The organism is Citrobacter sp. wls708 (assembly GCF_005281255.1).
GTDB classification, from domain to species: domain Bacteria; phylum Pseudomonadota; class Gammaproteobacteria; order Enterobacterales; family Enterobacteriaceae; genus Citrobacter; species Citrobacter werkmanii.
In genome coordinates this window covers 286,473-310,582 of record NZ_SZXE01000015.1, presented here as the reverse complement: position 1 = coordinate 310,582, position 24,110 = coordinate 286,473, and the positions used below count along the sequence as shown (strand labels likewise).

At 47.6% G+C, this 24,110-nt stretch carries 22 protein-coding genes, 1 pseudogene and 1 other annotated feature; of the genes and pseudogenes, 13 read left to right on the top strand and 10 right to left on the bottom strand.

Going from position 1 to position 24,110, the window contains the following annotated elements; all coding sequences use genetic code 11:
- Window positions 1-13 precede the first annotated feature (13 nt).
- The 8 genes from FDW97_RS06800 to ugd all read left to right on the top strand — a co-directional run bounded on the left by FDW97_RS06800 (window position 14) and on the right by ugd (window position 10,749).
- On the top strand, window positions 14-1,285 hold the full coding sequence (locus tag FDW97_RS06800; RefSeq protein ID WP_286517108.1) for an O-antigen ligase: 1,272 nt from the start codon (window positions 14-16) through the stop codon (window positions 1,283-1,285).
- Complete coding sequence (locus FDW97_RS06795; RefSeq protein WP_085047946.1) at window positions 1,285-2,295, top strand: glycosyltransferase family 1 protein; 1,011 nt, start codon at window positions 1,285-1,287, stop codon at window positions 2,293-2,295. The genes FDW97_RS06800 and FDW97_RS06795 overlap by 1 nt, the downstream gene beginning before the upstream one ends.
- Entirely contained in the window at window positions 2,282-3,439 is a 1,158-nt protein-coding gene (locus tag FDW97_RS06790; protein ID WP_085047947.1) for a glycosyltransferase family 4 protein, read from the top strand. Before FDW97_RS06795 ends, FDW97_RS06790 begins: the two co-directional genes overlap by 14 nt.
- Window positions 3,440-3,453: 14 nt before the next feature.
- Window positions 3,454-4,875 (top strand): mannose-1-phosphate guanylyltransferase/mannose-6-phosphate isomerase, encoded by a 1,422-nt coding sequence (locus FDW97_RS06785; RefSeq protein ID WP_085047948.1) that lies wholly within the window; start codon window positions 3,454-3,456, stop codon window positions 4,873-4,875.
- A gap of 7 nt (window positions 4,876-4,882) precedes the next feature.
- Window positions 4,883-6,322 carry a phosphomannomutase gene (locus FDW97_RS06780; protein ID WP_085047949.1) on the top strand — a complete coding sequence of 480 codons (1,440 nt, stop codon included), beginning with the start codon at window positions 4,883-4,885 and terminating at the stop codon, window positions 6,320-6,322.
- Between the two features lie 77 nt (window positions 6,323-6,399).
- Window positions 6,400-7,830 (top strand): undecaprenyl-phosphate galactose phosphotransferase, encoded by a 1,431-nt coding sequence (locus FDW97_RS06775; protein WP_085047950.1) that lies wholly within the window; start codon window positions 6,400-6,402, stop codon window positions 7,828-7,830.
- Between the two features lie 148 nt (window positions 7,831-7,978).
- A complete protein-coding gene (gene gndA, locus FDW97_RS06770) occupies window positions 7,979-9,385 on the top strand; it encodes an NADP-dependent phosphogluconate dehydrogenase (protein WP_069323513.1) in 1,407 nt (468 codons plus the stop codon).
- Between the two features lie 197 nt (window positions 9,386-9,582).
- Window positions 9,583-10,749, top strand: coding sequence for a UDP-glucose 6-dehydrogenase (gene ugd, locus FDW97_RS06765; protein WP_085047951.1), 1,167 nt, complete (start codon window positions 9,583-9,585; stop codon window positions 10,747-10,749).
- Window positions 10,750-10,808: 59 nt separating this feature from the next.
- Here ugd and FDW97_RS06760 read toward each other — a convergent pair whose 3' ends face one another.
- Window positions 10,809-11,813: an NAD-dependent epimerase gene (locus FDW97_RS06760; protein WP_085047952.1), complete on the bottom strand. Its 1,005-nt coding sequence runs from the start codon at window positions 11,811-11,813 to the stop codon at window positions 10,809-10,811.
- Between the two features lie 395 nt (window positions 11,814-12,208).
- Between FDW97_RS06760 and wzzB the strand changes: the two genes are divergently transcribed.
- The gene (gene wzzB, locus FDW97_RS06755; protein ID WP_085047953.1) at window positions 12,209-13,189 is read left to right on the top strand and encodes an LPS O-antigen chain length determinant protein WzzB; all 981 of its coding nucleotides are present in this window, start codon (window positions 12,209-12,211) and stop codon (window positions 13,187-13,189) included.
- 76 nt (window positions 13,190-13,265) lie between these two features.
- On the opposite strand, the gene hisIE is transcribed toward wzzB, so the two are convergent.
- From hisIE to hisL, 9 genes are all read right to left on the bottom strand, one after another.
- Window positions 13,266-13,877: a bifunctional phosphoribosyl-AMP cyclohydrolase/phosphoribosyl-ATP diphosphatase HisIE gene (hisIE, locus tag FDW97_RS06750; RefSeq protein WP_038641733.1), complete on the bottom strand. Its 612-nt coding sequence runs from the start codon at window positions 13,875-13,877 to the stop codon at window positions 13,266-13,268.
- Window positions 13,871-14,647 (bottom strand): imidazole glycerol phosphate synthase subunit HisF, encoded by a 777-nt coding sequence (gene hisF, locus FDW97_RS06745; protein ID WP_038641731.1) that lies wholly within the window; start codon window positions 14,645-14,647, stop codon window positions 13,871-13,873. Before hisF ends, hisIE begins: the two co-directional genes overlap by 7 nt.
- Window positions 14,629-15,366, bottom strand: coding sequence for a 1-(5-phosphoribosyl)-5-[(5-phosphoribosylamino)methylideneamino]imidazole-4-carboxamide isomerase (hisA, locus tag FDW97_RS06740; RefSeq protein WP_137350803.1), 738 nt, complete (start codon window positions 15,364-15,366; stop codon window positions 14,629-14,631). The genes hisF and hisA overlap by 19 nt, the downstream gene beginning before the upstream one ends.
- Window positions 15,366-15,956 carry an imidazole glycerol phosphate synthase subunit HisH gene (gene hisH / locus FDW97_RS06735; RefSeq protein ID WP_038641727.1) on the bottom strand — a complete coding sequence of 197 codons (591 nt, stop codon included), beginning with the start codon at window positions 15,954-15,956 and terminating at the stop codon, window positions 15,366-15,368. The genes hisA and hisH overlap by 1 nt, the downstream gene beginning before the upstream one ends.
- Window positions 15,956-17,023, bottom strand: coding sequence for a bifunctional histidinol-phosphatase/imidazoleglycerol-phosphate dehydratase HisB (gene hisB / locus FDW97_RS06730; RefSeq protein ID WP_137350802.1), 1,068 nt, complete (start codon window positions 17,021-17,023; stop codon window positions 15,956-15,958). The genes hisH and hisB overlap by 1 nt, the downstream gene beginning before the upstream one ends.
- Window positions 17,020-18,099 carry a histidinol-phosphate transaminase gene (gene hisC / locus FDW97_RS06725; RefSeq protein WP_069323521.1) on the bottom strand — a complete coding sequence of 360 codons (1,080 nt, stop codon included), beginning with the start codon at window positions 18,097-18,099 and terminating at the stop codon, window positions 17,020-17,022. Before hisC ends, hisB begins: the two co-directional genes overlap by 4 nt.
- On the bottom strand, window positions 18,096-19,400 hold the full coding sequence (gene hisD / locus FDW97_RS06720; RefSeq protein WP_137350801.1) for a histidinol dehydrogenase: 1,305 nt from the start codon (window positions 19,398-19,400) through the stop codon (window positions 18,096-18,098). Before hisD ends, hisC begins: the two co-directional genes overlap by 4 nt.
- Window positions 19,401-19,405: 5 nt before the next feature.
- Window positions 19,406-20,305: an ATP phosphoribosyltransferase gene (gene hisG / locus FDW97_RS06715; protein ID WP_038641718.1), complete on the bottom strand. Its 900-nt coding sequence runs from the start codon at window positions 20,303-20,305 to the stop codon at window positions 19,406-19,408.
- A 45-nt stretch (window positions 20,306-20,350) separates the two neighbouring features.
- Window positions 20,351-20,473 (bottom strand) — a sequence feature (His leader region).
- Window positions 20,449-20,496, bottom strand: a complete 48-nt coding sequence (gene hisL, locus FDW97_RS06710) for a his operon leader peptide (RefSeq protein ID WP_100250077.1) — start codon at window positions 20,494-20,496, stop codon at window positions 20,449-20,451. It overlaps the preceding feature by 25 nt.
- Before the next feature lie 174 nt (window positions 20,497-20,670).
- Between hisL and FDW97_RS06705 the strand changes: the two genes are divergently transcribed.
- From FDW97_RS06705 to plaP, 4 genes and pseudogenes are all read left to right on the top strand, one after another.
- Window positions 20,671-21,495, top strand: a complete 825-nt coding sequence (locus FDW97_RS06705; RefSeq protein ID WP_085047959.1) for an SDR family oxidoreductase — start codon at window positions 20,671-20,673, stop codon at window positions 21,493-21,495.
- Window positions 21,496-21,536: 41 nt separating this feature from the next.
- Window positions 21,537-22,521: pseudogene (locus FDW97_RS06700) on the top strand (LysR substrate-binding domain-containing protein).
- Window positions 22,522-22,683: 162 nt separating this feature from the next.
- Entirely contained in the window at window positions 22,684-22,746 is a 63-nt protein-coding gene (gene yoeI, locus FDW97_RS23785) for a membrane protein YoeI (protein ID WP_110498811.1), read from the top strand.
- Entirely contained in the window at window positions 22,736-24,097 is a 1,362-nt protein-coding gene (gene plaP, locus FDW97_RS06690; RefSeq protein WP_003030167.1) for a putrescine/proton symporter PlaP, read from the top strand. Before yoeI ends, plaP begins: the two co-directional genes overlap by 11 nt.
- Window positions 24,098-24,110 lie beyond the last annotated feature (13 nt).

The following is a 24,110-nucleotide window of genomic DNA, read 5'->3' as shown; positions in this document are numbered from 1 at the left end:
AAATAGTAGTTATATGAATATATTCTATGCTGCGATATTAAGTGTCAACTTATTCTCTCCATACATTAGCTCGTGGATGGTTGGTGTATTACCATTTCCTCCCGGAGCAATTCTTAGGGATGTACTGAATGCACTTTTTGTAGTGTTGGTGCTGATGCGTTTTTTCACTGAGAGGAAGAAAATTCACTTTTCCCTTATTTTTACTATTTTTGCATGGGGGGCACTAGTTTTATGGGTAATAGCATTAACTATATTTTCATCTGACAAAGTTCAAGCCATTATGGGAGGGCGAAGTTATATTTTGTTCCCTGCCGTTTTCATTGCATTAGCAATTTTAAAAGTTTGCTATTCTGAATCTTTAAACGTTGAGAAAGTGGTTCATTATATTATTTTGTTAATGCTTACTGTAGCAGTGATAGCTATCATTGATGTATTAATGAAAGGTGAACTTATTAAACTGCTTGGTTATGATGAACACTATGCGGGAGACCAGTTAAACTTAATTAACAGCTATGATGGGATGATTAGAGCAACTGGTGGTTTCAGTGATGCTCTTAATTTCGGGTATATGTTGGCATTAGGTGTTCTACTATGCATGGAGTGCTTTTCGCAAGGATATAAAAGGGCATGGATGTTGATTGCTAGTTTGGTTATTTTTACTGCAATCTGTATGACTTTGACCCGAGGGGCAATCCTTATTGCAGTTATCATCTATGCTTTTTACATGATTTCAAACCGAAAAATGCTACTAAGTGGTATTACATTATTTTTAATAATCATTCCTATCTTAATGGTATCTACAAATATTTTTGATAAGTATATAGATACGTTAGTTGGCAGATTTACAGACTCATCGCAGACATCACGTGGGTCTACGCAGGGACGAATAGATATGGCAATGAATTCCTTAAGTTATCTTTCAGAGCACCCATCTGGTATAGGTTTAGGTACACAAGGTTCAGGAAACATGCTTTCCGTTAAAGATAACAGATTAAATACGGATAACTATTTCTTCTGGATGGCACTAGAAACTGGAATTGTTGGCTTAATTATTAATATTTTTTATATGGCAAGTCAGTTTTATGCTTCATTTTCTTTAGACAGAAGATATGATACTCATCGTAGTTATGCGCATTTTAGAGTATATTTTCTGCTTGGGATAACTTTCTTCATTAGTGCAGCATTGAGTTCTGCACCTTCGTCATCAACTTTTTCAATATATTATTGGACAATTTTAGCTTTAATGCCTTTTTTGAACTTGTCTAATAGGCGGTGTACAATTTAATGAATAATAAAAAAATACTGATGGATATTAGTTGGTCTAACATGGGGGGGATTGGTCGTTTCACAGACGAGATCTCGAAGTTATTGACTGGAATATCATGTGCAAAAATATATAAAAAATGTGCTTCTCCTTTTGCCCCACTTGGACTTGCTGTAAATATCCTTTTTCAGGGAAAAGTTGATTTGATTTTACTTCCTGGCTATATACCACCACTTTTTTGTTCAAAAAAATTTATAGTTACAATACATGATTTAAATCATCTTGATTTGAATGATAACTCGTCTTTTTTTAAAAAGCTATTTTATAAATTCATAATCAAACGGGGCTGTCATCAGGCTTATAAAATATTTACGGTTTCAAATTTTTCTAAAGAAAGAATAGCAAAGTGGTCGGGAGTTGAACCCGACAAAATTGTTACCGTTTATAATGGTGTATCTGACGAATTTAATATTGATGTTCAGCCTATGGATTTAGGATATGAATATCTGTTATGTGTAGGAAATCGGAAAACTCATAAAAATGAAAGCCGTATTTTATCTGCATTTTCCAAAGCGGAGATAGACCCTTCAATCAAACTCGTTTTTTCAGGTAATCCGAGTAGTGATTTAGAAAAATTAATAGTGCAGTACGGGATAAGTGATCGTGTTAATTTTTTAGGTTTTGTTTCCGAAAGTAACTTACCATCGTTATATAAAGGTTCATTAGGCTTAGTTTTTCCTTCCCTATATGAAGGATTTGGATTGCCTGTAGTGGAGGCGATGGCATGTGGTGTTCCAGTATTAACTTCAACTACGTCATCCTTACCTGAGGTGGCTGGAGAGGCTGCGATACTTGTAGATCCTGTGTCGGTGTGTGCTATTAGCGACGGGATTACAAAATTAGTTAATGATACGAAACTGCGTGAACATTTAGTCCATGAAGGGCTTTTACGAGCTAAGAAGTTTAGTTGGAAAAACGTTGTTAATGAGATCGAAATGGTACTTACAGAGGCATGCAATGAAACTAAATGAGGCGAAAATATCTCTTGTTCATGAATGGCTATTAAGCTATGCAGGTTCTGAACAGGTTTCATCTGCAATATTACATGCTTTCCCTGAGGCTGAACTATATTCTGTTGTTGATTTTTTAACAGATGAACAAAGGAGTAATTTTCTTGGAAAGCATGCAACAACTACATTTATTCAAAATTTGCCAAAAGCAAAAAAATTATACCAAAAATATTTACCATTAATGCCTTTGGCTATTGAACAGCTTGATTTATCTGATGCAAACATCATCATTAGCAGCGCTCACTCTGTTGCAAAGGGCGTTATTTCTGGGCCAGATCAGTTGCATATAAGTTATGTTCACTCGCCAATCCGATATGCATGGGATTTACAACACCAGTATCTTCGAGAGTCTGGTCTGAATAAAGGAATTAAAGGCTGGTTAGCTAAGTGGTTTTTACATAAAATACGAATTTGGGACTATCGTACCGCGCATGGGGTTGATCACTTTATCGCTAACTCTCAATACATTGCGCGTAGAATAAAAAAGGTTTATGGTCGCGAAGCTTCTGTAATATACCCACCTGTTGACGTAGAGAATTTCGAAGTAAAAGATAAAAAAGAAGAATATTATTTTACAGCATCCCGTATGGTTCCTTATAAGCGTATTGATCTTATTGTTGAAGCCTTTAGCGAAATGCCAGATAAAAAACTAGTCGTTATTGGTGATGGGCCAGAGATGAAGAAAATAAAGAGTAAGGTAAAAGATAATATAAAGTTGCTTGGTTACCAGCCTTTTTCTGTTTTAAAGGAACATATGCAGAATGCTAAAGCATTTGTTTTTGCAGCAGAAGAGGACTTTGGAATAATTCCTGTTGAGGCTCAAGCTTGCGGTACCCCTGTCATCGCATTTGGCAAAGGTGGTGCGTTAGAAACTGTTCGTCCAATAGGTACAGAAGGGCCAACAGGTATTTTCTTTAAGCAACAGACAGTTGTTTCATTACATGCAGCAATTTGCGAGTTTGAAAAGGCTTCTTCACTTTTTACATCTCAAGCATGCAGAGATAATGCTGAAAGATTTTCTCGTTCGAGATTTAATAAAGAATTTACGAACTTTGTAGATGAAAAGTGGAATCTTTTCAAAGCAGAGCAAATTATCAAACGTTAATAGTGGTTAATTAAATGTCAAAATTAGTACCAGTAATAATGGCTGGTGGCACGGGTAGTCGCTTGTGGCCGCTCTCACGCGAACATCATCCCAAACAGTTTTTGACCGTTGAGGGTGAGTTCTCAATGCTGCAAAACACCATTAAGCGACTGTCTCCACTTTTGGTTAGCGAACCGGTTGTTATTTGTAATGATAGTCACCGATTCCTTGTTGCTGAACAGCTTCGCGCTATTGATAAACTTGCGAATAATATTATTCTTGAGCCTGTAGGGCGTAATACTGCCCCAGCGATCGCACTCGCTGCTTTTTGTGCACTCCAAAATACTGATGATGAAGATCCATTATTATTAATCTTGGCTGCGGATCATGTTATCCGTGATGAAAAGGCATTTATTGAAGCTATTAACCATGCTGAATCTCATGCAACTCTCGGTAAGTTAGTTACTTTTGGTATCGTCCCTACGCACGCAGAAACGGGTTATGGCTATATTCGCAGAGGTGAGGCCATTGATGCACAAGCTTATGCTGTCGCAGAATTTGTAGAGAAACCAGATTATAATACTGCGTGTCATTATATTGAATCTGGGAAATATTATTGGAACAGTGGTATGTTCTTATTTCGTGCAAGTAGCTTCTTAAATGAACTAAAACAATTATCTCCTGATATATACCATGCTTGCAAGAGAGCAGTTGGTCGTATTAATCCGGATCTTGATTTTATCCGTATTGATAAAGAGTCATTTACTTTATGTCCGAGTAATTCCATTGATTATGCGGTAATGGAGCATACGCAACACGCAGTAGTTGTACCTATGGATGCTGGGTGGTCGGATGTAGGCTCTTGGTCTTCACTTTGGGATATTTCACATAAAGATCAGCAACGAAATGTCTTGCATGGCGATGTATTTGCCCATAGCAGTGAAGATAACTATATTTACTCCGAAAGTGCATTTATTAGCACAATAGGAGTAAATAACTTAGTTATCATTCAGACTGCGGATGCGTTATTAGTCTCTGATAAAGCTTCAGTACAAGATGTTAAAAAAGTCGTTGATTATCTAAAAAAGAACAACAGAAACGAACATAAAAAACATCTGGAAACCTTCCGTCCCTGGGGAAAATATACTGTAATTGATAGTGGTGATAATTACTTGGTCAAACGTATAAGTGTTAAGCCTGGTGAGAAATTTGTTGCGCAAATGCACGAGCATCGAGTAGAGCACTGGATCGTCGTATCAGGAACCGCTCTCGTTACTAAGGGTGAACTAACCTTTATAGTTTCGGAAAATGAATCAACATTTATACCAGTTAATACCATCCATGCGCTAGAAAATCCAGGAGTTATCCCATTGGAATTAATTGAAATCCAGTCAGGTACTTATCTTAGTGAGGATGATATCATACGCCTGGAACAGCGTTCTGGATATTCGGAGTGAGAAATTGATGAACAGTTTTTATAATAGTCGAGATATTATTAATAATTCTGGAATTGTTTTTGGAACAAGCGGTGCTCGCGGTCTTGTCACTAATTTTTCGCCTGAGGTTTGTGCTGCTTTCTCAGTTTCATTTTTGACTGTGATGCAACAACAGTTCTCATTCGATACTATCGCGCTAGCCATAGATAATCGTCCGAGTAGCTACTCAATGGCCCAAGCTTGTGCCGCTGCACTACAGGAAAAAGGCATCAATATCGTTTTCTATGGTGTAATTCCGACACCAGCCTTGGCTTATCAATCTATTTCTGATGGTATACCTGCAATTATGGTCACAGGGAGCCATATTCCTTTTGATCGTAATGGCCTCAAATTTTATAGGCCTGATGGTGAAATAACTAAAGATGATGAGATTTCTATTATTCATGCCGACGCTTCATTTAGCCAGACAGAATCTGAGGAATTGACAGTCTCTCCAGTTGCAGCTGAAAATTATATTTCACGATATACTTCATTGTTCCCAACACCTTTTCTGAAAAACAAGCGTATTGGTATTTATGAGCACTCAAGCGCTGGACGTGATCTCTATAAGCCACTGTTTAACGCTTTGGGCGCTACTGTCATCACTTTAGCCAGAAGTGATGAATTTGTTCCTATTGATACGGAAGCTGTGAGTGAAGATGACAGAAATAAGGCAATCAAATGGGCCGCGGAATTTCAGTTAGATGCTATATTTTCTACCGATGGGGATGGTGATCGTCCTCTTATCTCGGATGAAAATGGGAACTGGCTAAGAGGGGATTTGCTAGGCCTCTTGTGTTCACTTGAGTTAGCCGCTGATGCTGTCGCTGTTCCTGTAAGCTGCAATAGTACAATTTCATCAGGTAATTTCTTCAAACATGTGGAGCGTACTAAAATTGGTTCGCCTTATGTTATAGCTGCATTTTCTACATTATCTGAAAACTATAATCGCATTGTAGGATTTGAGGCAAATGGTGGTTTTTTATTAGGCAGTGATATCTGTGTTAATCAGCAGTTACTTAAAGCGTTACCAACGCGTGATGCGGTATTACCCGCTATTATGCTTCTTTTTAGAAGTAAGGATAAAGGTATTAGTGCAGTAGTTGAAAAACTTCCTGTTCGCTACACCCATTCTAATAGATTACAGAATGTTAGTGCCAACACAAGCATGTCGATGATAAATGTTGGACTGTCGGACCCAAAAGCATTCTTAGAGTATATCGGATTAAATGATCACCATATACTATATACTGATATGACTGATGGGTTGAGAATTACACTTAACAATAATAATATTGTCCACTTGCGCCCTTCAGGTAACGCTCCAGAGCTACGTTGCTACGCTGAAGCTGACTCGCCAGACGAGGCATATAAATTAGTTGAAACAGTACTCGCTAATATTAAAAAGCAAGTTAGTCAGAATGTTTAAATACAGTAGTCATAAGGCGTTTCTTTCCAGAAACGCCTGGCTTGGTTATCTGGTACCCATTTTGAGGGTGAGGGTTAATGGATAATATTGATAATAAGTATAATCCACAGCTATGTAAGATCTTATTAGCGATATCAGATCTGGTTTTTTTTAATGTGGCTTTGTGGTTTTCTTTGGGATGCGTATACCTGATTTTTGATGAGGTACAACGATTTGTCCCACAGGAACAGCTGGATACACGCGTCATATCCCATTTCATACTTTCTATAGTATGTGTAGGGTGGTTTTGGGTACGTCTGCGTCATTACACCTACCGCAAACCATTCTGGTATGAATTGAAAGAGATTTTTCGTACTATTGTGATCTTTGCCGTATTTGATTTGGCGTTAATCGCATTTACGAAATGGCAGTTTTCTCGCTATGTTTGGGTATTTTGCTGGTCATTTGCGCTGATATTGGTACCCTTATTTCGTGTGTTTACAAAACATTTACTTAATAAGTTAGGTATCTGGAAAAAAACAACTATCATTTTCGGCAGCGGCCAAAATGCACTTGGTGCATACAGTGCCCTACAAAGTGAAGAGATGATGGGTTTTGAAGTTATCGCATTTTTTGATACTGATTCTGTTGATTGCGAGATTAGCTCACTACCTGTAATAAAAGATGTGGAAGAAATTTGGAATCTGAATCGCACCGGTGATGTTCATTACATTCTGGCTTATGAATATACAGAACTCGATAAAACACAATACTGGCTCCGTGAGTTATCAAAGCACCATTGTCGCTCAGTTACTGTGGTTCCTTCTTTCCGTGGGTTACCTTTGTATAATACCGATATGTCCTTCATTTTTAGTCATGAAGTTATGTTGCTGAGAATACAAAATAATCTCGCAAAGCGGACTTCTCGTTTTCTTAAACGTACTTTCGACATTGTTTGCTCCTTATTGATTCTGCTAATTGCATCCCCGCTCATGATTTATTTATGGTACAAAGTTACTCGTGATGGCGGGCCTGCTATTTATGGGCATCAGCGTGTTGGGCGAAACGGAAAATTATTCCCATGCTACAAGTTTCGCTCAATGGTGATGAACTCTCAGGAAGTGTTAAAAGAACTTTTGGATAACGATCCGGCAGCAAGAGCTGAGTGGGATAAAGATTTTAAATTAAAGAATGATCCACGCATCACTGCTGTTGGGCGTTTTATTCGGAAAACCAGCCTTGATGAGTTACCCCAGTTATTCAACGTATTAAAAGGTGAGATGAGCCTGGTTGGTCCACGGCCTATCATTTCAGATGAACTGGAACGTTATTGTGATGACGTTGATTATTATTTGATGGCAAAACCTGGTATGACTGGGCTGTGGCAAGTTAGCGGCCGAAATGATGTCGACTATGAAACACGCGTTTATTTTGACTCATGGTATGTCAAAAACTGGACTCTCTGGAATGACATTGCCATTTTGTTTAAGACTGTGAAGGTCGTTTTGCATCGAGACGGCGCGTATTGAGTGCGTATAGACATGGATGATTACTACCCAAAAGGAAGCATCAGTACACCAATTGCTACCTTCTTACTTTGTCTCTGAGTTAACATGTTAGTCACTTAAGCCCCCCGGGGGCAGCCCGGTGGGCAACCACACCTGACAGGAGTATGTAATGTCCAAGCAACAGATCGGCGTCGTCGGTATGGCAGTGATGGGGCGCAACCTGGCGCTCAACATCGAAAGCCGCGGTTATACCGTCTCCATCTTCAACCGCTCCCGCGAAAAAACTGAAGAAGTTGTTGCCGAGAACCCGGGTAAGAAACTGGTTCCTTATTACACAGTGAAAGAGTTCGTCGAGTCTCTTGAAACCCCACGTCGTATCCTGTTAATGGTGAAAGCGGGCGCAGGCACAGATGCTGCCATCGACTCCCTGAAGCCGTATCTGGATAAGGGCGACATCATCATTGATGGTGGTAACACCTTCTTCCAGGACACTATTCGTCGTAATCGAGAACTGTCCGCAGAAGGCTTTAACTTCATCGGTACCGGCGTATCCGGCGGTGAAGAGGGGGCGCTAAAAGGCCCGTCCATCATGCCTGGTGGTCAGAAGGAAGCCTACGAACTGGTTGCCCCGATCCTGACCAAAATCGCTGCAGTGGCGGAAGATGGTGAACCGTGCGTGACCTATATCGGCGCTGACGGCGCGGGTCATTACGTGAAGATGGTTCACAACGGTATCGAATACGGCGATATGCAACTGATTGCGGAAGCCTATTCTCTGCTGAAAGGTGGCCTGAACCTGTCTAATGAAGAGCTGGCAACCACCTTCACCGAGTGGAATGAAGGTGAGCTGAGCAGCTACCTGATCGACATTACCAAAGACATCTTCACCAAAAAAGATGAAGAGGGTAAATACCTGGTTGACGTGATCCTGGACGAAGCAGCGAACAAAGGCACCGGTAAATGGACCAGCCAGAGCTCTCTGGATCTGGGCGAACCCCTGTCGCTGATCACCGAGTCCGTATTCGCGCGTTACATCTCTTCTCTGAAAGATCAGCGCGTGGCGGCATCTAAGGTGCTGTCCGGCCCGCAGGCCAAACTGGCTGGCGATAAAGCTGAGTTTGTTGAGAAAGTGCGTCGCGCGCTGTATCTGGGCAAAATCGTCTCCTACGCGCAGGGCTTCTCTCAGCTACGTGCTGCGTCTGACGAGTACAACTGGGATCTGAATTACGGCGAGATCGCGAAGATTTTCCGCGCGGGCTGCATCATTCGTGCGCAGTTCCTGCAGAAAATCACCGACGCTTACGCGGAGAATGCGGGTATCGCTAACCTGCTGCTGGCTCCATACTTCAAAAACATTGCTGATGAGTACCAGCAGGCGCTGCGTGATGTCGTGGCTTACGCTGTGCAAAATGGTATTCCGGTACCGACTTTCTCTGCTGCAGTTGCCTACTACGACAGCTACCGTGCTGCGGTACTGCCGGCGAACCTGATCCAGGCCCAGCGTGATTACTTCGGTGCGCACACTTATAAACGCATCGATAAAGAAGGTGTGTTCCACACCGAATGGCTGGATTAATCTGAAATAGCCAACTGCTAAAGCCAGGCCCGGAGCGTTTCTCCGGGCTTTTTTATTGTCAAAAAATGGGATTCGGTCAGGTCTGATAGGCGGTGCTATAGCAAATCACGATATACTCATTCAATGCTGAGCCGATCCGCCACAAGGCTGGTGGTGTGCTCAACCTCAATGTTTAACTGGAAGAAGTTACAGAGCGAATGAAGATAACTATCTCAGGAACAGGTTATGTCGGCTTATCCAACGGTATTCTGATCGCCCAGCACCATGAAGTGGTTGCTCTGGATATCGTCCCGGCGAAGGTCGAGATGCTGAATCAGAAAAAATCGCCGATTGTTGACAAAGAGATCGAAGAGTACCTGGCGACAAAGCAGCTGAATTTTCGTGCAACGACTGATAAGTATGATGCCTATCGTGATGCGGATTACGTGATCATCGCGACACCGACTGATTACGATCCGAAAACTAACTACTTCAACACCTCCAGCGTCGAGTCTGTTATCCGCGATGTGGTTGCAATTAACCCAAATGCGGTGATGGTCATCAAATCCACCATTCCGGTTGGTTTTACCAATTCAATTAAAGAACAGTTTGGCATTGATAAAATTTTCTTCTCGCCTGAGTTCCTGCGTGAAGGTCGTGCGCTCTACGACAATTTGCATCCGTCGCGTATCGTTATAGGTGAAAGCTCCGAACGTGCAGAACGGTTTGCCGCGCTGTTGCAGGAAGGTGCGGTGAAGAAAGATATTCCGACGCTGTTTACTGATTCTACTGAAGCCGAAGCCATCAAGCTGTTCGCTAATACCTATCTGGCGTTACGCGTGGCCTATTTTAATGAGCTTGATAGCTATGCCGAAAGCCTTGGTCTGAACACCCGGCAAATTATTGAAGGCGTATGTCTGGATCCGCGTATTGGTAATCATTACAACAATCCGTCCTTTGGCTACGGTGGCTACTGCTTACCGAAAGATACTAAGCAGTTGTTGGCGAACTACGCGTCTGTGCCGAATAACATTATCGGCGCGATCGTCGATGCTAACCGTACGCGCAAAGACTTTATTGCAGATTCCATTCTGGCGCGTAAGCCTAAAGTGGTTGGCGTGTACAGATTGATCATGAAAAGTGGTTCTGATAACTTCCGTGCATCCTCTATTCAGGGGATCATGAAGCGTATTAAAGCCAAGGGCGTACCCGTTATTATTTATGAACCGGTCATGGAAGAGGATGAATTTTTCCACTCTCGGGTAGTTCGCGATCTAAACGCGTTTAAAAATGAAGCGGATGTTATTATTTCTAATCGAATGACGTCTGAATTAGCAGATGTTGCAGAAAAAGTATATACCCGCGATTTGTTCGGTAGTGATTAATCATCATCTCGACAAAAAAGGCCTTATTAAAGGCCTTTTTATTTTAAGCAGGTTACTAATTAAACGTTGTAGAAATCACGGTACCAGTCAACAAAGTTCTTAACCCCATCTTTAACCGTTGTTGTAGGTTTAAAACCAATAACGTCATACAGTGCTTTGGTGTCCGCGCTGGTTTCCAGCACATCACCGGGTTGTAGCGGGAGCATATTTTTTGTCGCGTCGATGCCAAGAGCTTCTTCCAGAGCCTTGATATAATCCATCAGTTCAACCGGTGAACTATTGCCGATATTGTAGACGCAATACGGCGCGGAGCTGGTTGCCGGGGAACCGCTTTCAACAGTCCACTCCTCGTTGGGCGCAGGAATGACATCCTGCAAGCGAATAATTGCTTCTGCGATATCACCAATATAGGTAAAGTCACGCTTCATTTTGCCGTAGTTATAGACGTCAATACTTTTCCCTTCCAGCATCGCTTTGGTGAATTTGAACAGCGCCATATCCGGGCGACCCCACGGACCGTATACGGTAAAGAAACGCAGGCCGGTTGTGGGCAATCCGTACAGATGAGAATACGTATGGGCCATCAGTTCGTTGGCTTTTTTGGTTGCAGCATACAGGGATACGGGGTGATCGACGGAATCATCCGTTGAGAAAGGCATTTTGCGATTCATGCCGTATACCGAGCTGGAAGAGGCATAAAGTAAATGCTGAATTTTATTATGCCGACAACCTTCCAGTATGTTCAGAAAACCTGTGAGATTGGAGTCTGCGTAAGCATGAGGATTTTCGAGTGAATAGCGTACGCCAGCCTGTGCAGCGAGATGGATCACACGATCAAAATGCCCGGATGCGAAGAGTGCTGACATGCTTTCCCGGTCGGCTAAATCACTCTTATGAAACTGGAAGCCGGGGTGTACCAGCAGCTCCAGACGGGCCTGCTTTAGACTCACGTCGTAGTAATCGTTCAGATTATCGATACCGACGACTTGATGGCCAGCCTCAAGGAGGCGTTTGCTAACATGGAAGCCGATGAAACCAGCGGCCCCCGTAACCAGGTATTTCATGTTCGTTCCTCTTTTCGGCTAAAAAGTAGCCAGGCACTATTTGGTGCGACGAAAAGTGAAATAATACCGTCAGATGGCAAAAAAGCTAATGGTTATCCTTTTTACGCATGCCATTTTTAGTGGTAAGTTAATAAATATTCATGCCGTGAATTTAATTAACGAGAATGTCTGGCATTTACGCTTGATGACATTTAACCCGCTGTTTGACGCTTTTCCTGCAAAGAGTGGCCTTTCAGTATTGACACTTTTTTTAAATTCCTTCCTTTTTCTCAAGGGACTAAAATACCAATCAAAATCTCTCAATCAATTTGATTTTTTATCATTAATCCTATGGAAGTGCTTCAATTTTTAGCTAAACTAATTCGAGTTTAAGTCCTTCCTTAATTAGGGTATCTATGTCTGTAAGTGATAACAACATGTCCGGGCGCGGTAACGATCCGGAACAGATTGATCTGATTGATTTGCTGCTGCAGTTATGGCGTGGGAAAACAACAATCGTTATCGCGATCGTTGTTACCATTGTTCTGGCGGTGGGCTATCTGGCGGTTGCTAAAGAGAAATGGACCTCTACCGCAATTATTACTCAACCGGATGTTGGTCAAATAGCCACCTATAACAACGCGCTCAACGTGTTGTATGGCGCCAACGCGCCTAAGGTGACTGAACTTCAGACAAATGTGGTTGGTCGTTTCAGTACCTCTTTCTCTGCCCTGGCAGAAACGCTTGCTAATCAGGAAATACCCCAGAAACTGTCGATTGAGCAGTCTGTTAAAGGCCAACAACTGCCGCTAGAGCTCTCCTATGTGGCGAGTTCTCCAGAAGATGCTCAGCGTCAGCTGGCTGAGTACATTCAACAAACAGATGAAAATGTTGCTAAAGAGCTGGAGCTTGACCTGGCTGATAACATCAAGCTGCAAACCAGTACTCTAGAAGATTCTCTGAAGACTCAGGAAGTGGTCGCTCAGGAACAAAAAGATCTGCGAATTAAGCAAATCCAGGAAGCGCTGCGTTATGCTGAACAGGCTGGTGTGATTAAGCCGCAAATTCAACAAACCCAGGATGTTACGCAGGACAGCATGCTGTTGCTGGGTAGCGATGCCCTGAAATCTATGGTTGAACACGAGGCTACGCGTCCTTTGATATTGTCTGATAACTACTTCCAGACAAAACAAAAACTGCTGGATATCAGAAATCTTAAGCTTGAAGGGGCAGAGTTGCACTCCTATCGCTACGTGATGAAACCAACGTTACCGATTCGTCGTGACAGTCCGAAAAAAGCCATTACCCTGGTACTGGCCGTTCTGCTGGGGGGAATGATTGGTGCAGGTATCGTGCTGGGGCGAAATGCGCTGCGTGGTTACAAAGCCAGAGCGTAGCAGGTCGAAGGCAGTTTTATTCTGAGCACAAAAAAACCGGGCAGTTCACAGCGCCCGGTATTTTTACGTCTGCAGATTACTGATGACGCTTACGTAAGTTCTCAATCACGGTGGTCAGATCAAGCTCCTGATCCTGTAGCAGAACCAGCAGGTGGTACATCAGGTCAGAGGCTTCATTCGTGAGTTCAAAACGATCGTGCACGGTGGCGGCCAGTGCGGTTTCCACGCCTTCTTCCCCCACTTTCTGCGCAATGCGTTTGGTGCCACTGGCATACAGCTTCGCCGTGTAAGAGCTTGCCGGATCGGCGGTTTTACGCTCAGCCAGTAGTTGTTCTAACTGATACAGGAACAGCCACTGATGACTGGTGTCAGCAAAGCAGCTTGAGGTGCCTTTGTGGCAGGTTGGCCCAATCGGGTTAACCAGCACCAGCAGGGTGTCGTTGTCGCAGTCAGGCGCGATGTTAACCACATTAAGAAAGTTGCCAGAGGTTTCACCTTTGGTCCACAGGCGTTGTTTGGTCCGCGAGAAAAAGGTTACCTTACCGCTTTCAAGCGTTTTATCCAGCGCCTCCGGGTTCATATAACCCAGCATCAATACTTCGCCGGATACCGCATGCTGCACCACGACCGGCATCAATCCGTCGGTTTTTTCCCAGTCCAGTTCGCGACATTGTTGCTTCGTTAACATATCCTGATCTCCACGCCCTGTGTTGCCAGGTACGTTTTTAACTCGCCAATATTGATAATTTGTTTGTGGAAAACGGAAGCGGCAAGCGCGCCGTCAACGTCAGCATCACGGAAGGCTTCGAGAAAGTGTTCCATGGTGCCTGCGCCACCGGAGGCAATCAGCGGTACGTGGCAAACGTCGCGCACTTTTCTCAACTGCTCCAGGTCATAGCCGTTACGCACACCGTCCTGATTCATCATGTTCAGCACGATTTCGCCTGCGCCACGTTTCTGCACTTCCTGCACCCAATCCAGCGTTTCCCACTGCGTGATGCGGGTACGACTCTCATCACCGGTATACTGGTTAACGTGATATTTACCGGTTGCGGCGTCATACCAGGTATCGATACCCACCACAATGCACTGTACGCCAAAGCGGTCCGCCAGACGCGTGATAAGCTCCGGGTCAGCCAGCGCCGGGGAGTTGATGGAGATTTTATCCGCCCCGAAGGAGAGAATACGCGCTGCATCATCAATGGACTTAATCCCACCGGCAACGCAGAACGGAATGTCGATCACTTCCGCCACGCGCGATACCCAGCTTTTATCGACTACACGGCCATCGCTGGAGGCGGTGATATCGTAGAAGACCAGTTCATCTGCGCCTTCATCGGCATAGCGTTTTGCCAGCGGAACGATGTCGCCAATAATCTCGTGATTGCGAAACTGGACGCCTTTTACCACCTGTCCATCGCGAACGTCCAGACAAGGAATTATGCGTTTTGCCAGCATTGGATGGCCTCCTCAACGGTGAACTTACCTTCCAGCAGGGCTCGTCCGACGATCACGCCGCCAACCCCAGTCCCGCGCAGGGCGGCTACGTCCTCAATTCCACCTATACCGCCAGATGACTGAAACGCCACCTGCGGATATTTGGCGCACACTTCTTCATAAAGTGCGACGTTTGAACCCGCCAGCGTACCGTCGCGGGAGATATCAGTGCACAGCACATGCTTCAGACCAACGGGTAAATAGGTTTCCACCAGCTCTTCCAGCGAAACCCCGGAATCTTCCTGCCAGCCGCTGACCGCAACCTGTTTATTACCGCGTTCGTCAATGCGTACGTCCAGCGCCAGCACCAGCGCGTCGGCGCCAAAACGGGTAAACCAGCTCTTCACTTCCTCGGGGGATTTTACCGCCGTCGAACCGACCACCACGCGTGCCACGCCGGCGTCAAGCAGTGCCGCAACGTCCGCTTCAGTACGCACACCGCCGCCAACCTGCACCGGAACATTGACGCCCGCGACCAGCGTTTTAATCAGCGGTATTTGTCGTTTCTGCGGATCTTTTGCCCCGGTCAGATCGACCAGGTGCAGTACCTGTGCGCCTTGTGCCGCGTAATCCTGCAGGCGGGGCAGTGGATCGTTGCCGTAATCACGTTGCTGTGCGTAATCACCCTGATGAAGACGCACCACCGTGCCGTCGATTAAATCTAATGCCGGAATAATCATTACATCTCCAGAAAGTTTTTCAGCAACTGCGCCCCAGCCGCACCCGAACGTTCCGGGTGGAACTGCACGCCAAAGAAATTGTCCTTTTGGACTGCCGCGGTAAACGGTTCACCGTAATGACACTGGGCGATAGTCCATGGGTTCACTGGCATCGCGTAGCTGTGGACAAAGTAGAAATACGCCCCATCGTCAATACCCTGGAACAGACGATTGCCTGCTTGTGGATACACACGGTTCCATCCCATATGCGGCAGCGGCAGGCCAAAATCGGTCATTTTGGGGACGTCCTGTTCAATAATGCCCAGCAGGGAGACACCGTTACTCTCTTCGCTGCGGCGACCAAGCAGTTGCATACCTAAGCAGATCCCTAGCACCGGTTGTGTACAGGCCTTAATCAGCTCAATAAGTTCACGCTCGTGCAACTGGTCCATAGCCGCCTGCGCAGTACCAACGCCGGGTAGAAATAGCTTATCGGCCCGGAGCACCACATCCGCATCGCGGCTGACAACCGGGTCGTATCCATGGCGCGCAACGGCGGATTTCACAGAATTCAGGTTGGCGCAGCCGGTATCCAGGATCACCACGTTCATTACAGCACTCCTTTTGAGGAGGGTAGCGTATCGCCTTCTACGCGAATCGCCTGACGCAGCGTGCGGCCAAAGGCTTTAAACAGGCTTTCCACACGGTGGTGGTCATTTTTTCCTTTGGTTTTCAGGTGCAGGGTAACGCCCATGGTGTAGGAGAGTGAGCGGAAGAAGTGTTCAATCATCTCCGTGCTCAGATCGCCAACGCGCTGGTAGGTAAACTCAGCGCGGTATTCCAGGTGAGGACGTCCGGAGATATCCAGCGCGCAACGTGCCAGACATTCGTCCATCGGCAGGACAAAACCAAAACGGTTGATACCACGTTTATCACCTAATGCCAGCTTTAAGGCCTCACCCAGCGCCAGACCGGTATCTTCTACGGTGTGGTGATCGTCAATATACAGATCGCCTTTGACGGCTATCTCCATACGGAAACCGCCGTGGGTGGCGATTTGATCCAACATGTGGTCAAAGAAGCCAACGCCAGTATTGATTTTGCTTTGGCCTTCGCGGTCCAGCCAGATTTTGACGTCAATCTGCGTTTCTTTGGTATTGCGCTCAACGTGGGCGTAGCGGTCACGTTTGGTCAACTGCTCGCCGATCATCGCCCAGTTCAGGGTGTCCCGGTGATAGCGTAATCCGCTAATCCCCATGTTTTCAGCCAGTTGAATATCTGTGGCACGATCGCCAATGACGTAGCTGTTCTCGGTGTCCATAGCCTGTTCAACCAGATACTGCTCAACCAGCTTCACTTTTGGCTTACGGCAATCGCACTCATCGGCCGGCAAGTGCGGGCAAATCAGCACGTCATCAAACCTCACGCCCTGAGAGGTGAATATTTGCATCATCAGGTTATGCGGACCGTCAAAATCAGCCTGTGGAAAGCTCTGGGTTCCCAGTCCATCCTGGTTGGTGATCATCACCAGCTTAAAACCCGCTTTTTGCAGTTTCAGCAAAACAGGAACGACTTCCGGCTCAAAAGCCAGTTTGTCAAAGCGATCGACTTGAAAGTCACTTGGCGGTTCGGAAATCAGGGTTCCATCACGGTCTATAAAAAGATACTTCTGGCTCATACTTGCTCCGCACGTAAGGCGTCAATGACGCGCTGGCTCTCTTCACGGGTTCCGACAGTAATACGCAGGCAGCCGCTTAACGAGGGTTGTTTGTTCTGGTCTCGTAAGATAATGCCCTGATCCCACAAAGATTTAAATACGCTGCTGGATGCGGTGAAGCGCGCCAGAACGTAGTTGGTTTCAGAAGCGAAGACCTGTTCTACACAGCGAATTGTTTTCAGGTTCTCCACCAGGAACTGACGCTCTTGCAGGATCTGCTGGACGCGTTGGCGCATGGCGGCAACCCCTTGCGGCGTCAGCGCCTGGGCGGCGATATCCGCCACCGGTGTAGAGAGGGGGTATGGGGCGATCACCTTTAACAGCAGATTGATAATTTCTTCATTTGCCAGCGTAAATCCGCAGCGTAAACCGGCGAGAGCAAACGCTTTGGATAGTGTGCGTAAAATTACCAGGTGCGGATATTCAGACAGCCAGCCCGCCAGCGTGGCCTGCGGGCAAAACTCGATATACGCTTCATCGGCAACCACGATAGCTTTACCCTGCGTCATATCGAGCAGTGAACGCAGATCCTGTGGCTTAATCAACTGGCCCGTTGGGTTATTAGGGCTGCATACGTAGACCACCTTCACACCATCAAGCTTGTCCGCGATACCTTGTAAATCCAGTTGCCAGTCGTCAAGTGTCGGGACGGTACGGCATTCAACGCCAATCGTTTCAGCGCTGACGCTGTACATGCCGTAAGTCGGCGGACAGTACAGAATCGCATCTTTACCCGGCTCGCAAAAAGCGCGCACCAGCAGCTCGATCCCTTCATCTGCGCCACGACTGACCAGCACCTGCTCCGGCTTGACGCCTGCATACTGCGCGTAATTCTCAATCACGGCTTTCGGCTGGCACTCCGGATAGCGGTTCAGCGTTTGCTGACTTAGCTGAAACTCAACGGCGGTGGGATATTCATTCGCATTGAGCCAGACGTCGCCGTTACCGCCAAGACGGCGGGCAGACTGATAAGGCGTTAACTCGCGGACATTCTTACGGGCTAAATCAGTGACGCTGAGAAAGTTGTCAGTGCTCATGCTTGCTCCTTCAGGGCGTTAACGCGCAGGATGACGGCATTTTTGTGGGCGGTCAGCAGCTCAGCCGCGGCCAGGGTTTCAATGGTGGCGGCCAGCGCAGAGAAACCTTGTGGTGTTAATTCCTGTACGGTCATCCGTTTCTGGAAATCAGCCAGACCCAGACTGGAACAGGTAGTGGTATAGCCGTAAGTTGGCAGCACGTGATTAGTGCCGGAAGCATAGTCGCCTGCGGATTCCGGCGACCAGTCACCAAGGAACACCGAACCAGCGCTTGTTATGCCTTCCACCAGCTCACGTGCATTGCGGGTTTGAATGATCAGGTGCTCCGGACCGTAGGCGTTGGAGATTTCAACGCACTGTGCCAGATCTTTCGCCACGATTAAACGGCTGGCGGAGAGCGCCTGACGCGCGGTGTCGGCGCGGGACAGCTCGGCGAGCTGGCGTTCAACGGCTTCGGCCACGCCTTCGGCAAGCTTAGCGTCCGGCGTTAGCAGGATCACCTGCGAGTCCGGGCCGTGCTCGGCCTGAGAGAGCAGGTCGGAGGCGACAAAATCCGGCGTTGCGCCGCTGTCGGCGATAACCAATACTTCGGACGGTCCGGCGGGCATATCGATTGCCGCGCCGTCAAGACGCTGGCTGACCTGGCGCTTGGCTTCGGTCACATAGGCGTTGCCCGGCCCAAAGATTTTATCGACTTTTGGAATAGACTCCGTGCCCAGTGCCAGCGCGGCAATGGCCTGTGCGCCGCCCACGTTAAACACTTCTTTCACGCCACAGAGTTGCGCGGCGTAGAGGATTTCATCGGCAATCGGCGGCGGCGAGCACAGCACCACTTTTTTACAGCCCGCGATACGCGCCGGGGTCGCCAGCATTAATACAGTAGAGAACAGCGGTGCCGATCCCCCTGGAATATACAGGCCCACGGAAGCGATGGGGCGGGTAACCTGCTGGCAGCGCACGCCCGGCTGGGTTTCGATATCCACCGGCGGCAGGATCTGCGCGCTGTGGAAAGTATCAATATTACGTACTGCCGCCTGCATGGCTTGTTTCAGCTCGTCGCTCAGACGATTCCCGGCCTGCTGAATTTCTTCCTCAGTGACGCGCAGCGCGCCGACCTCGGTTTTATCAAACTTCGCGCTGTATTCGCGCAATGCCTGGTCGCCGTTGTTTTTGACATTTTCAAGGATCTCGGCCACCGTGCGGCTAATGCTTTCAGAGGCGGAAATCGCCGGGCGCATCAGTAATTCGCGCTGCTGCTCAGGGCTACAGCTATTCCAGTCAATCAGGGTGTTGAAGCTCATGGTCGTTACTCCATCATCTTCTCAATCGGCAGCACCAGAATGGAGCTGGCGCCGAGCGCTTTCAGTTTTTCCATTGTTTCCCAGAACAGGGTTTCGCTGCTGACCATGTGCATGGCCACGCGCTGCTGATCACCCGCCAGTGGCAGAATGGTTGGGCGCTCAGCGCCAGGCAGCAGGGCGATAACTTCGTCCAGACGCTCGCTCGGTGCGTGCATCATGATGTATTTGGATTCACGAGCCTGAATAACCCCCTGGATGCGGGTCAGTAGTTTGTCGATCAGTTGCTGTTTGGCTGCGGCCATTTCGCCATCGCGCTGAATCAGACACGCTTTAGAGCGGTATATCACTTCCACTTCACGCAGACCATTAGCTTCAAGCGTCGCGCCGGTTGACACCAGATCGCAGATTGCATCGGCCAGGCCCGCGCGGGGCGCGACTTCGACAGAACCGTTTAACAGACAGGATTTAAATGACACTCCTTTTTGATCGAGGTAACGCTTGAGCAGGTGCGGGTAAGAGGTGGCGATACGCTTCCCGTTCAGTTCTGCCGGGCCATCCCAGGCTTCATCAACCGGCGTCGCCAGCGAAAGACGGCAGCCGCCGAAGTCCAGACGACGCAGGGTAAAATAGCGAGGATCTTCACCCTGTGCCCGACGGTTGAGCAGCTCTTCTTCCAGAACGTTTTCCCCAATAATGCCCAGATCAACGACGCCGTCCATCACCAGACCTGGGATATCGTCATCACGCACGCGCAGGATATCAATCGGCATATTTTCTGCCATCGCAATTAAGCGCTGAGTGTGAAGATTAATTTTAATGCCGCAACGGGCCAGTAATTCGCGTGAATCGTCGCTTAAACGGCCTGATTTCTGCATAGCTATGCGTAAACGGGTGTTGTCTAACATTGTTTGTTCCTCGTTATCCTGTCTGAATCAGTTTGGGTCACGCACAAAAAAAAGCCCCCGGAAGAAATCTTCCGGGGGCTTTCTCATACGCTCATGCACCGCTGGAAGATTTAAATGTCTCCCAGCACACATCGCCTGAAAGACTAGTCAGGATGATGGTGATGATGGTGTTTAAATTGAGCGCGTGTCATAAATTTTCTCGATGAATGTTTATTCATTTGATGTCTTTTAACCTAAACCACTTTAGCTACGGAAAGCAAGGGCTTTTTTTGATCATTAATTCATTTCATATTGATACTATGAATTGTCAGCCACCGTGGGCTGGCGTAGCCTTGCGTTATAGGCCAAAAGTCAGGAGAGAAGGCATGAAAAAGGTCGCAATTGTCGGGTTAGGTTGGTTAGGCATGCCGTTAGCCATGTCGCTGGCGGCGAGAGGCTGGCAGGTTACCGGCAGCAAAACCACACTGGATGGGGTAGAAGCGGCCCGTATGAGCGGTATCGAGAGTTACTCGCTGCGCCTGGAGCCTGAACTGGTCTGTGAGGCTGACGATCTCGACGCGCTCATGGACGCTGATGCACTGGTTATAACGCTACCTGCGCGCCGTAGCGGGCCGGGGGAGACATTTTACCTGCAGGCCATGCAGGAACTGGTTGACAGTGCGCTGGCGTACCGGATCCCGCGGATTATTTTTACCAGCTCGACGTCGGTCTATGGCGATATCCAGGGCATCGTGAAAGAGGGAACGCCGCGTAACCCGGTCACCGCCAGCGGGCGTGTTCTGAAAGATCTTGAAGACTGGTTGCATAACCTGCCTGGTACCTCGGTAGATATTCTGCGACTGGCCGGACTGGTTGGCCCGGGAAGACATCCTGGCCGCTTTTTCGCTGGCAAGACGGCGCCAGATGGACACCATGGCGTCAATCTGGTGCATCTGGATGATGTCGTTTCTGCCATCACGTTGCTGCTGCAAGCGCCCAAAGGGGGACACATCTATAATATATGTGCGCCTATGCATCCGGCGCGTAACGTGTTCTATCCGCAGATGGCCCGCCAGTTGGGGATGGAACCGCCGGAATTTCGCGGCGGTGCGGATAACGGTAAAGGTAAAGTCATTGATGGCAGCCGTATTTGTAATGAGCTTGGATTTGAGTACCAGTATCCCGATCCGCTGGTGATGCCGATGGAGTGACAGGCCAGCAGAGTGTCGCTGTATACCGCCAGGGGGCGAGTATGAAACCACTGCTGGACGTTCTTATCATCCTCGATGCGTTAGAAAAAGAGGGCAGTTTCGCGGCGGCGTCGGCAAAATTGTATAAGACGCCGTCTGCGCTTAGCTACACCGTCCATAAACTGGAAAGCGATCTTAATATTCAGTTATTAGATCGCAGTGGGCACCGGGCTAAGTTTACCCGCACCGGTCAAATGCTGCTGGAAAAGGGGCGAGAGGTATTGCACTCCGTCCGCGAACTCGAAAAGCAAGCCATTAAACTTCATGAAGGCTGGGAGAATGAACTGGTCATCGGCGTCGATGATACGTTTCCCTTTTCACTGCTGGCCCCCCTTATCGAATCCTTCTATCAACATCACAGTGTGACGCGCCTGAAGTTTATTAACGGCGTGCTGGGTGGTTCCTGGGATGCACTTACTCAGGGGCGGGCGGATATTATTGTCGGCGCTATGCACGAACCGCCGGCGGGGAGCGAATTTGGTTTTGCGCGGCTGGGCGCGCTGGAACAGGTGTTTGTGGTTGCGCCGCATCATCCGCTGGCGCAGGAACAGGAACCGTTACATCGGCGTACTATTCGACGATTTCGCGCCATCGCGGTGGGAGAGAATGTGCATCAAGCGAACATCTCCGGCGTTCAGGTGTTGGACGATCAGGAAGCGATTACCGTTTTTGACTTCAAAACCAAGCTGGAGCTGCAAATCAGTGGTCTGGGATGCGGATATATTCCCCGTTATCTGGCGCAGCGATTTTTGGACAGCGGCGCGCTGATTGAGAAGAAAGTGGTTGGACAAATTCTGTTTGAACCCGTGTGGATAGGGTGGAATGAACAGACCGCCGGGCTTGCCAGCGCCTGGTGGCGGGACGAGATTTTAGCAAATAGTGCTATTGCCGGGGTGTACGTTAAAACGGATGCTGATAAATCAATCAGTTGAGAAAAAATATTTTTTTACAGTTGCTTCAATCTCTTGTTATTTCTCCCCAAATTAGTGCAAAATACGCCGCTTGCAAAAAATGACATTAACCGACGTTTTAATACGCGTCGGTTATTTTTTTGCATCAAACCAATCATTCATAAAAGAGGCCGGGCTTCGTACCGGATAGATACTTACTTAAAAATCGACAGTTGTTGTCGCTGAGGATTAACAAAAAATGGGGCAATTTTTTGCTTACGCGACGGTTTTCGCCGTAATGGAGGATAACCATGTCGCATAACGCTACTCCAAACACCTCTCGCGTGGAATTACGTAAAACGCTTACGCTGGTTCCGGTTGTCATGATGGGCCTTGCCTATATGCAGCCGATGACGCTGTTCGATACATTCGGTATCGTCTCAGGAATGACCGATGGTCACGTCCCGACAGCTTACGCCTTCGCACTGATCGCCATCCTCTTTACCGCACTAAGCTACGGTAAACTGGTACGCCGCTATCCGTCCGCGGGCTCTGCCTACACTTACGCTCAGAAATCCATTAGCCCGACCGTTGGTTTTATGGTTGGCTGGTCATCGCTGCTGGACTACCTGTTCGCGCCGATGATCAACATTCTGTTGGCGAAAATTTATTTTGAAGCGCTGGTGCCTTCGATTCCATCGTGGATGTTCGTGGTGGCGCTGGTGGCCTTTATGACCGCCTTCAACCTGCGTAGCCTCAAGTCCGTCGCTAATTTCAACACCGTGATCGTGTTGTTGCAGGTGGTGCTGATTGCAGTGATCCTCGGCATGGTCGTTTATGGCGTGTTCGAAGGGGAAGGCGCCGGTACGCTGGCGAGCAGCCGTCCGTTCTGGTCGGGTGATGCGCACGTGATCCCGATGATCACCGGGGCTACCATCCTGTGCTTCTCGTTCACCGGTTTTGACGGTATCAGCAACCTGTCAGAAGAAACCAAAGACGCTGAACGCGTGATCCCGCGTGCGATTTTCCTGACCGCGCTGATTGGTGGCCTGATCTTTATCGTCTCCACTTATCTGTTGCAGTTGTACTTCCCGGATATCTCGCGCTTTAAGGATCCGGATGCTTCGCAGCCGGAAATCATGCTGTATGTTGCCGGTAAGTTCTTCCAGGTCGGCGCGCTGATTTTCTCTACCATTACCGTACTGGCGTCCGGTATGGCGGCGCATGCAGGCGTTGCGCGTCTGATGTACGTGATGGGTCGTGACGGCGTATTCCCGAAAAGTTTCTTCGGTTATGTACACCCGAAATGGCGTACTCCGTCCATGAACATCATTCTGGTTGGGGCGATTGCTTTGCTGGCAATCAACTTCGACCTGGTGATGGCGACGGCGCTGATTAACTTTGGTGCGCTGGTGGCGTTTACCTTCGTTAACCTGTCGGTAATCTCCCAGTTCTGGATCCGTGAGAAGCGTAACAAGACGCTGAAAGATCACTTCCAGTACCTGTTCCTGCCAATGTGCGGTGCGCTGACCGTTGGCGCGCTGTGGGTGAACCTGGAAGAAAGCTCAATGGTTCTGGGCCTGATCTGGGCGGGTATCGGTCTGATCTACCTGGCGTGCGTGACCAAAAGCTTCCGCAACCCGGTACCGCAGTACGACGAAGATATCGCGTAATAACTGCATTTAG

Bases quoted from the DNA above. Each gene is read 5' to 3' on its own strand.
- FDW97_RS06800 (WP_286517108.1), top strand. From the start codon at position 14: ATGAATATATTCTATGCTGCGATATTAAGTGTCAACTTATTCTCTCCA.
- FDW97_RS06795 (WP_085047946.1), top strand. From the start codon at position 1,285: ATGAATAATAAAAAAATACTGATGGATATTAGTTGGTCTAACATGGGG.
- FDW97_RS06790 (WP_085047947.1), top strand. From the start codon at position 2,282: ATGAAACTAAATGAGGCGAAAATATCTCTTGTTCATGAATGGCTATTA.
- FDW97_RS06785 (WP_085047948.1), top strand. From the start codon at position 3,454: ATGTCAAAATTAGTACCAGTAATAATGGCTGGTGGCACGGGTAGTCGC.
- FDW97_RS06780 (WP_085047949.1), top strand. From the start codon at position 4,883: ATGAACAGTTTTTATAATAGTCGAGATATTATTAATAATTCTGGAATT.
- FDW97_RS06775 (WP_085047950.1), top strand. From the start codon at position 6,400: ATGGATAATATTGATAATAAGTATAATCCACAGCTATGTAAGATCTTA.
- gndA (WP_069323513.1), top strand. From the start codon at position 7,979: ATGTCCAAGCAACAGATCGGCGTCGTCGGTATGGCAGTGATGGGGCGC.
- ugd (WP_085047951.1), top strand. From the start codon at position 9,583: ATGAAGATAACTATCTCAGGAACAGGTTATGTCGGCTTATCCAACGGT.
- FDW97_RS06760 (WP_085047952.1), bottom strand. From the start codon at position 11,813: ATGAAATACCTGGTTACGGGGGCCGCTGGTTTCATCGGCTTCCATGTT.
- wzzB (WP_085047953.1), top strand. From the start codon at position 12,209: ATGTCTGTAAGTGATAACAACATGTCCGGGCGCGGTAACGATCCGGAA.
- hisIE (WP_038641733.1), bottom strand. From the start codon at position 13,877: ATGTTAACGAAGCAACAATGTCGCGAACTGGACTGGGAAAAAACCGAC.
- hisF (WP_038641731.1), bottom strand. From the start codon at position 14,647: ATGCTGGCAAAACGCATAATTCCTTGTCTGGACGTTCGCGATGGACAG.
- hisA (WP_137350803.1), bottom strand. From the start codon at position 15,366: ATGATTATTCCGGCATTAGATTTAATCGACGGCACGGTGGTGCGTCTT.
- hisH (WP_038641727.1), bottom strand. From the start codon at position 15,956: ATGAACGTGGTGATCCTGGATACCGGCTGCGCCAACCTGAATTCTGTG.
- hisB (WP_137350802.1), bottom strand. From the start codon at position 17,023: ATGAGCCAGAAGTATCTTTTTATAGACCGTGATGGAACCCTGATTTCC.
- hisC (WP_069323521.1), bottom strand. From the start codon at position 18,099: ATGAGCACTGACAACTTTCTCAGCGTCACTGATTTAGCCCGTAAGAAT.
- hisD (WP_137350801.1), bottom strand. From the start codon at position 19,400: ATGAGCTTCAACACCCTGATTGACTGGAATAGCTGTAGCCCTGAGCAG.
- hisG (WP_038641718.1), bottom strand. From the start codon at position 20,305: ATGTTAGACAACACCCGTTTACGCATAGCTATGCAGAAATCAGGCCGT.
- FDW97_RS06705 (WP_085047959.1), top strand. From the start codon at position 20,671: ATGAAAAAGGTCGCAATTGTCGGGTTAGGTTGGTTAGGCATGCCGTTA.
- plaP (WP_003030167.1), top strand. From the start codon at position 22,736: ATGTCGCATAACGCTACTCCAAACACCTCTCGCGTGGAATTACGTAAA.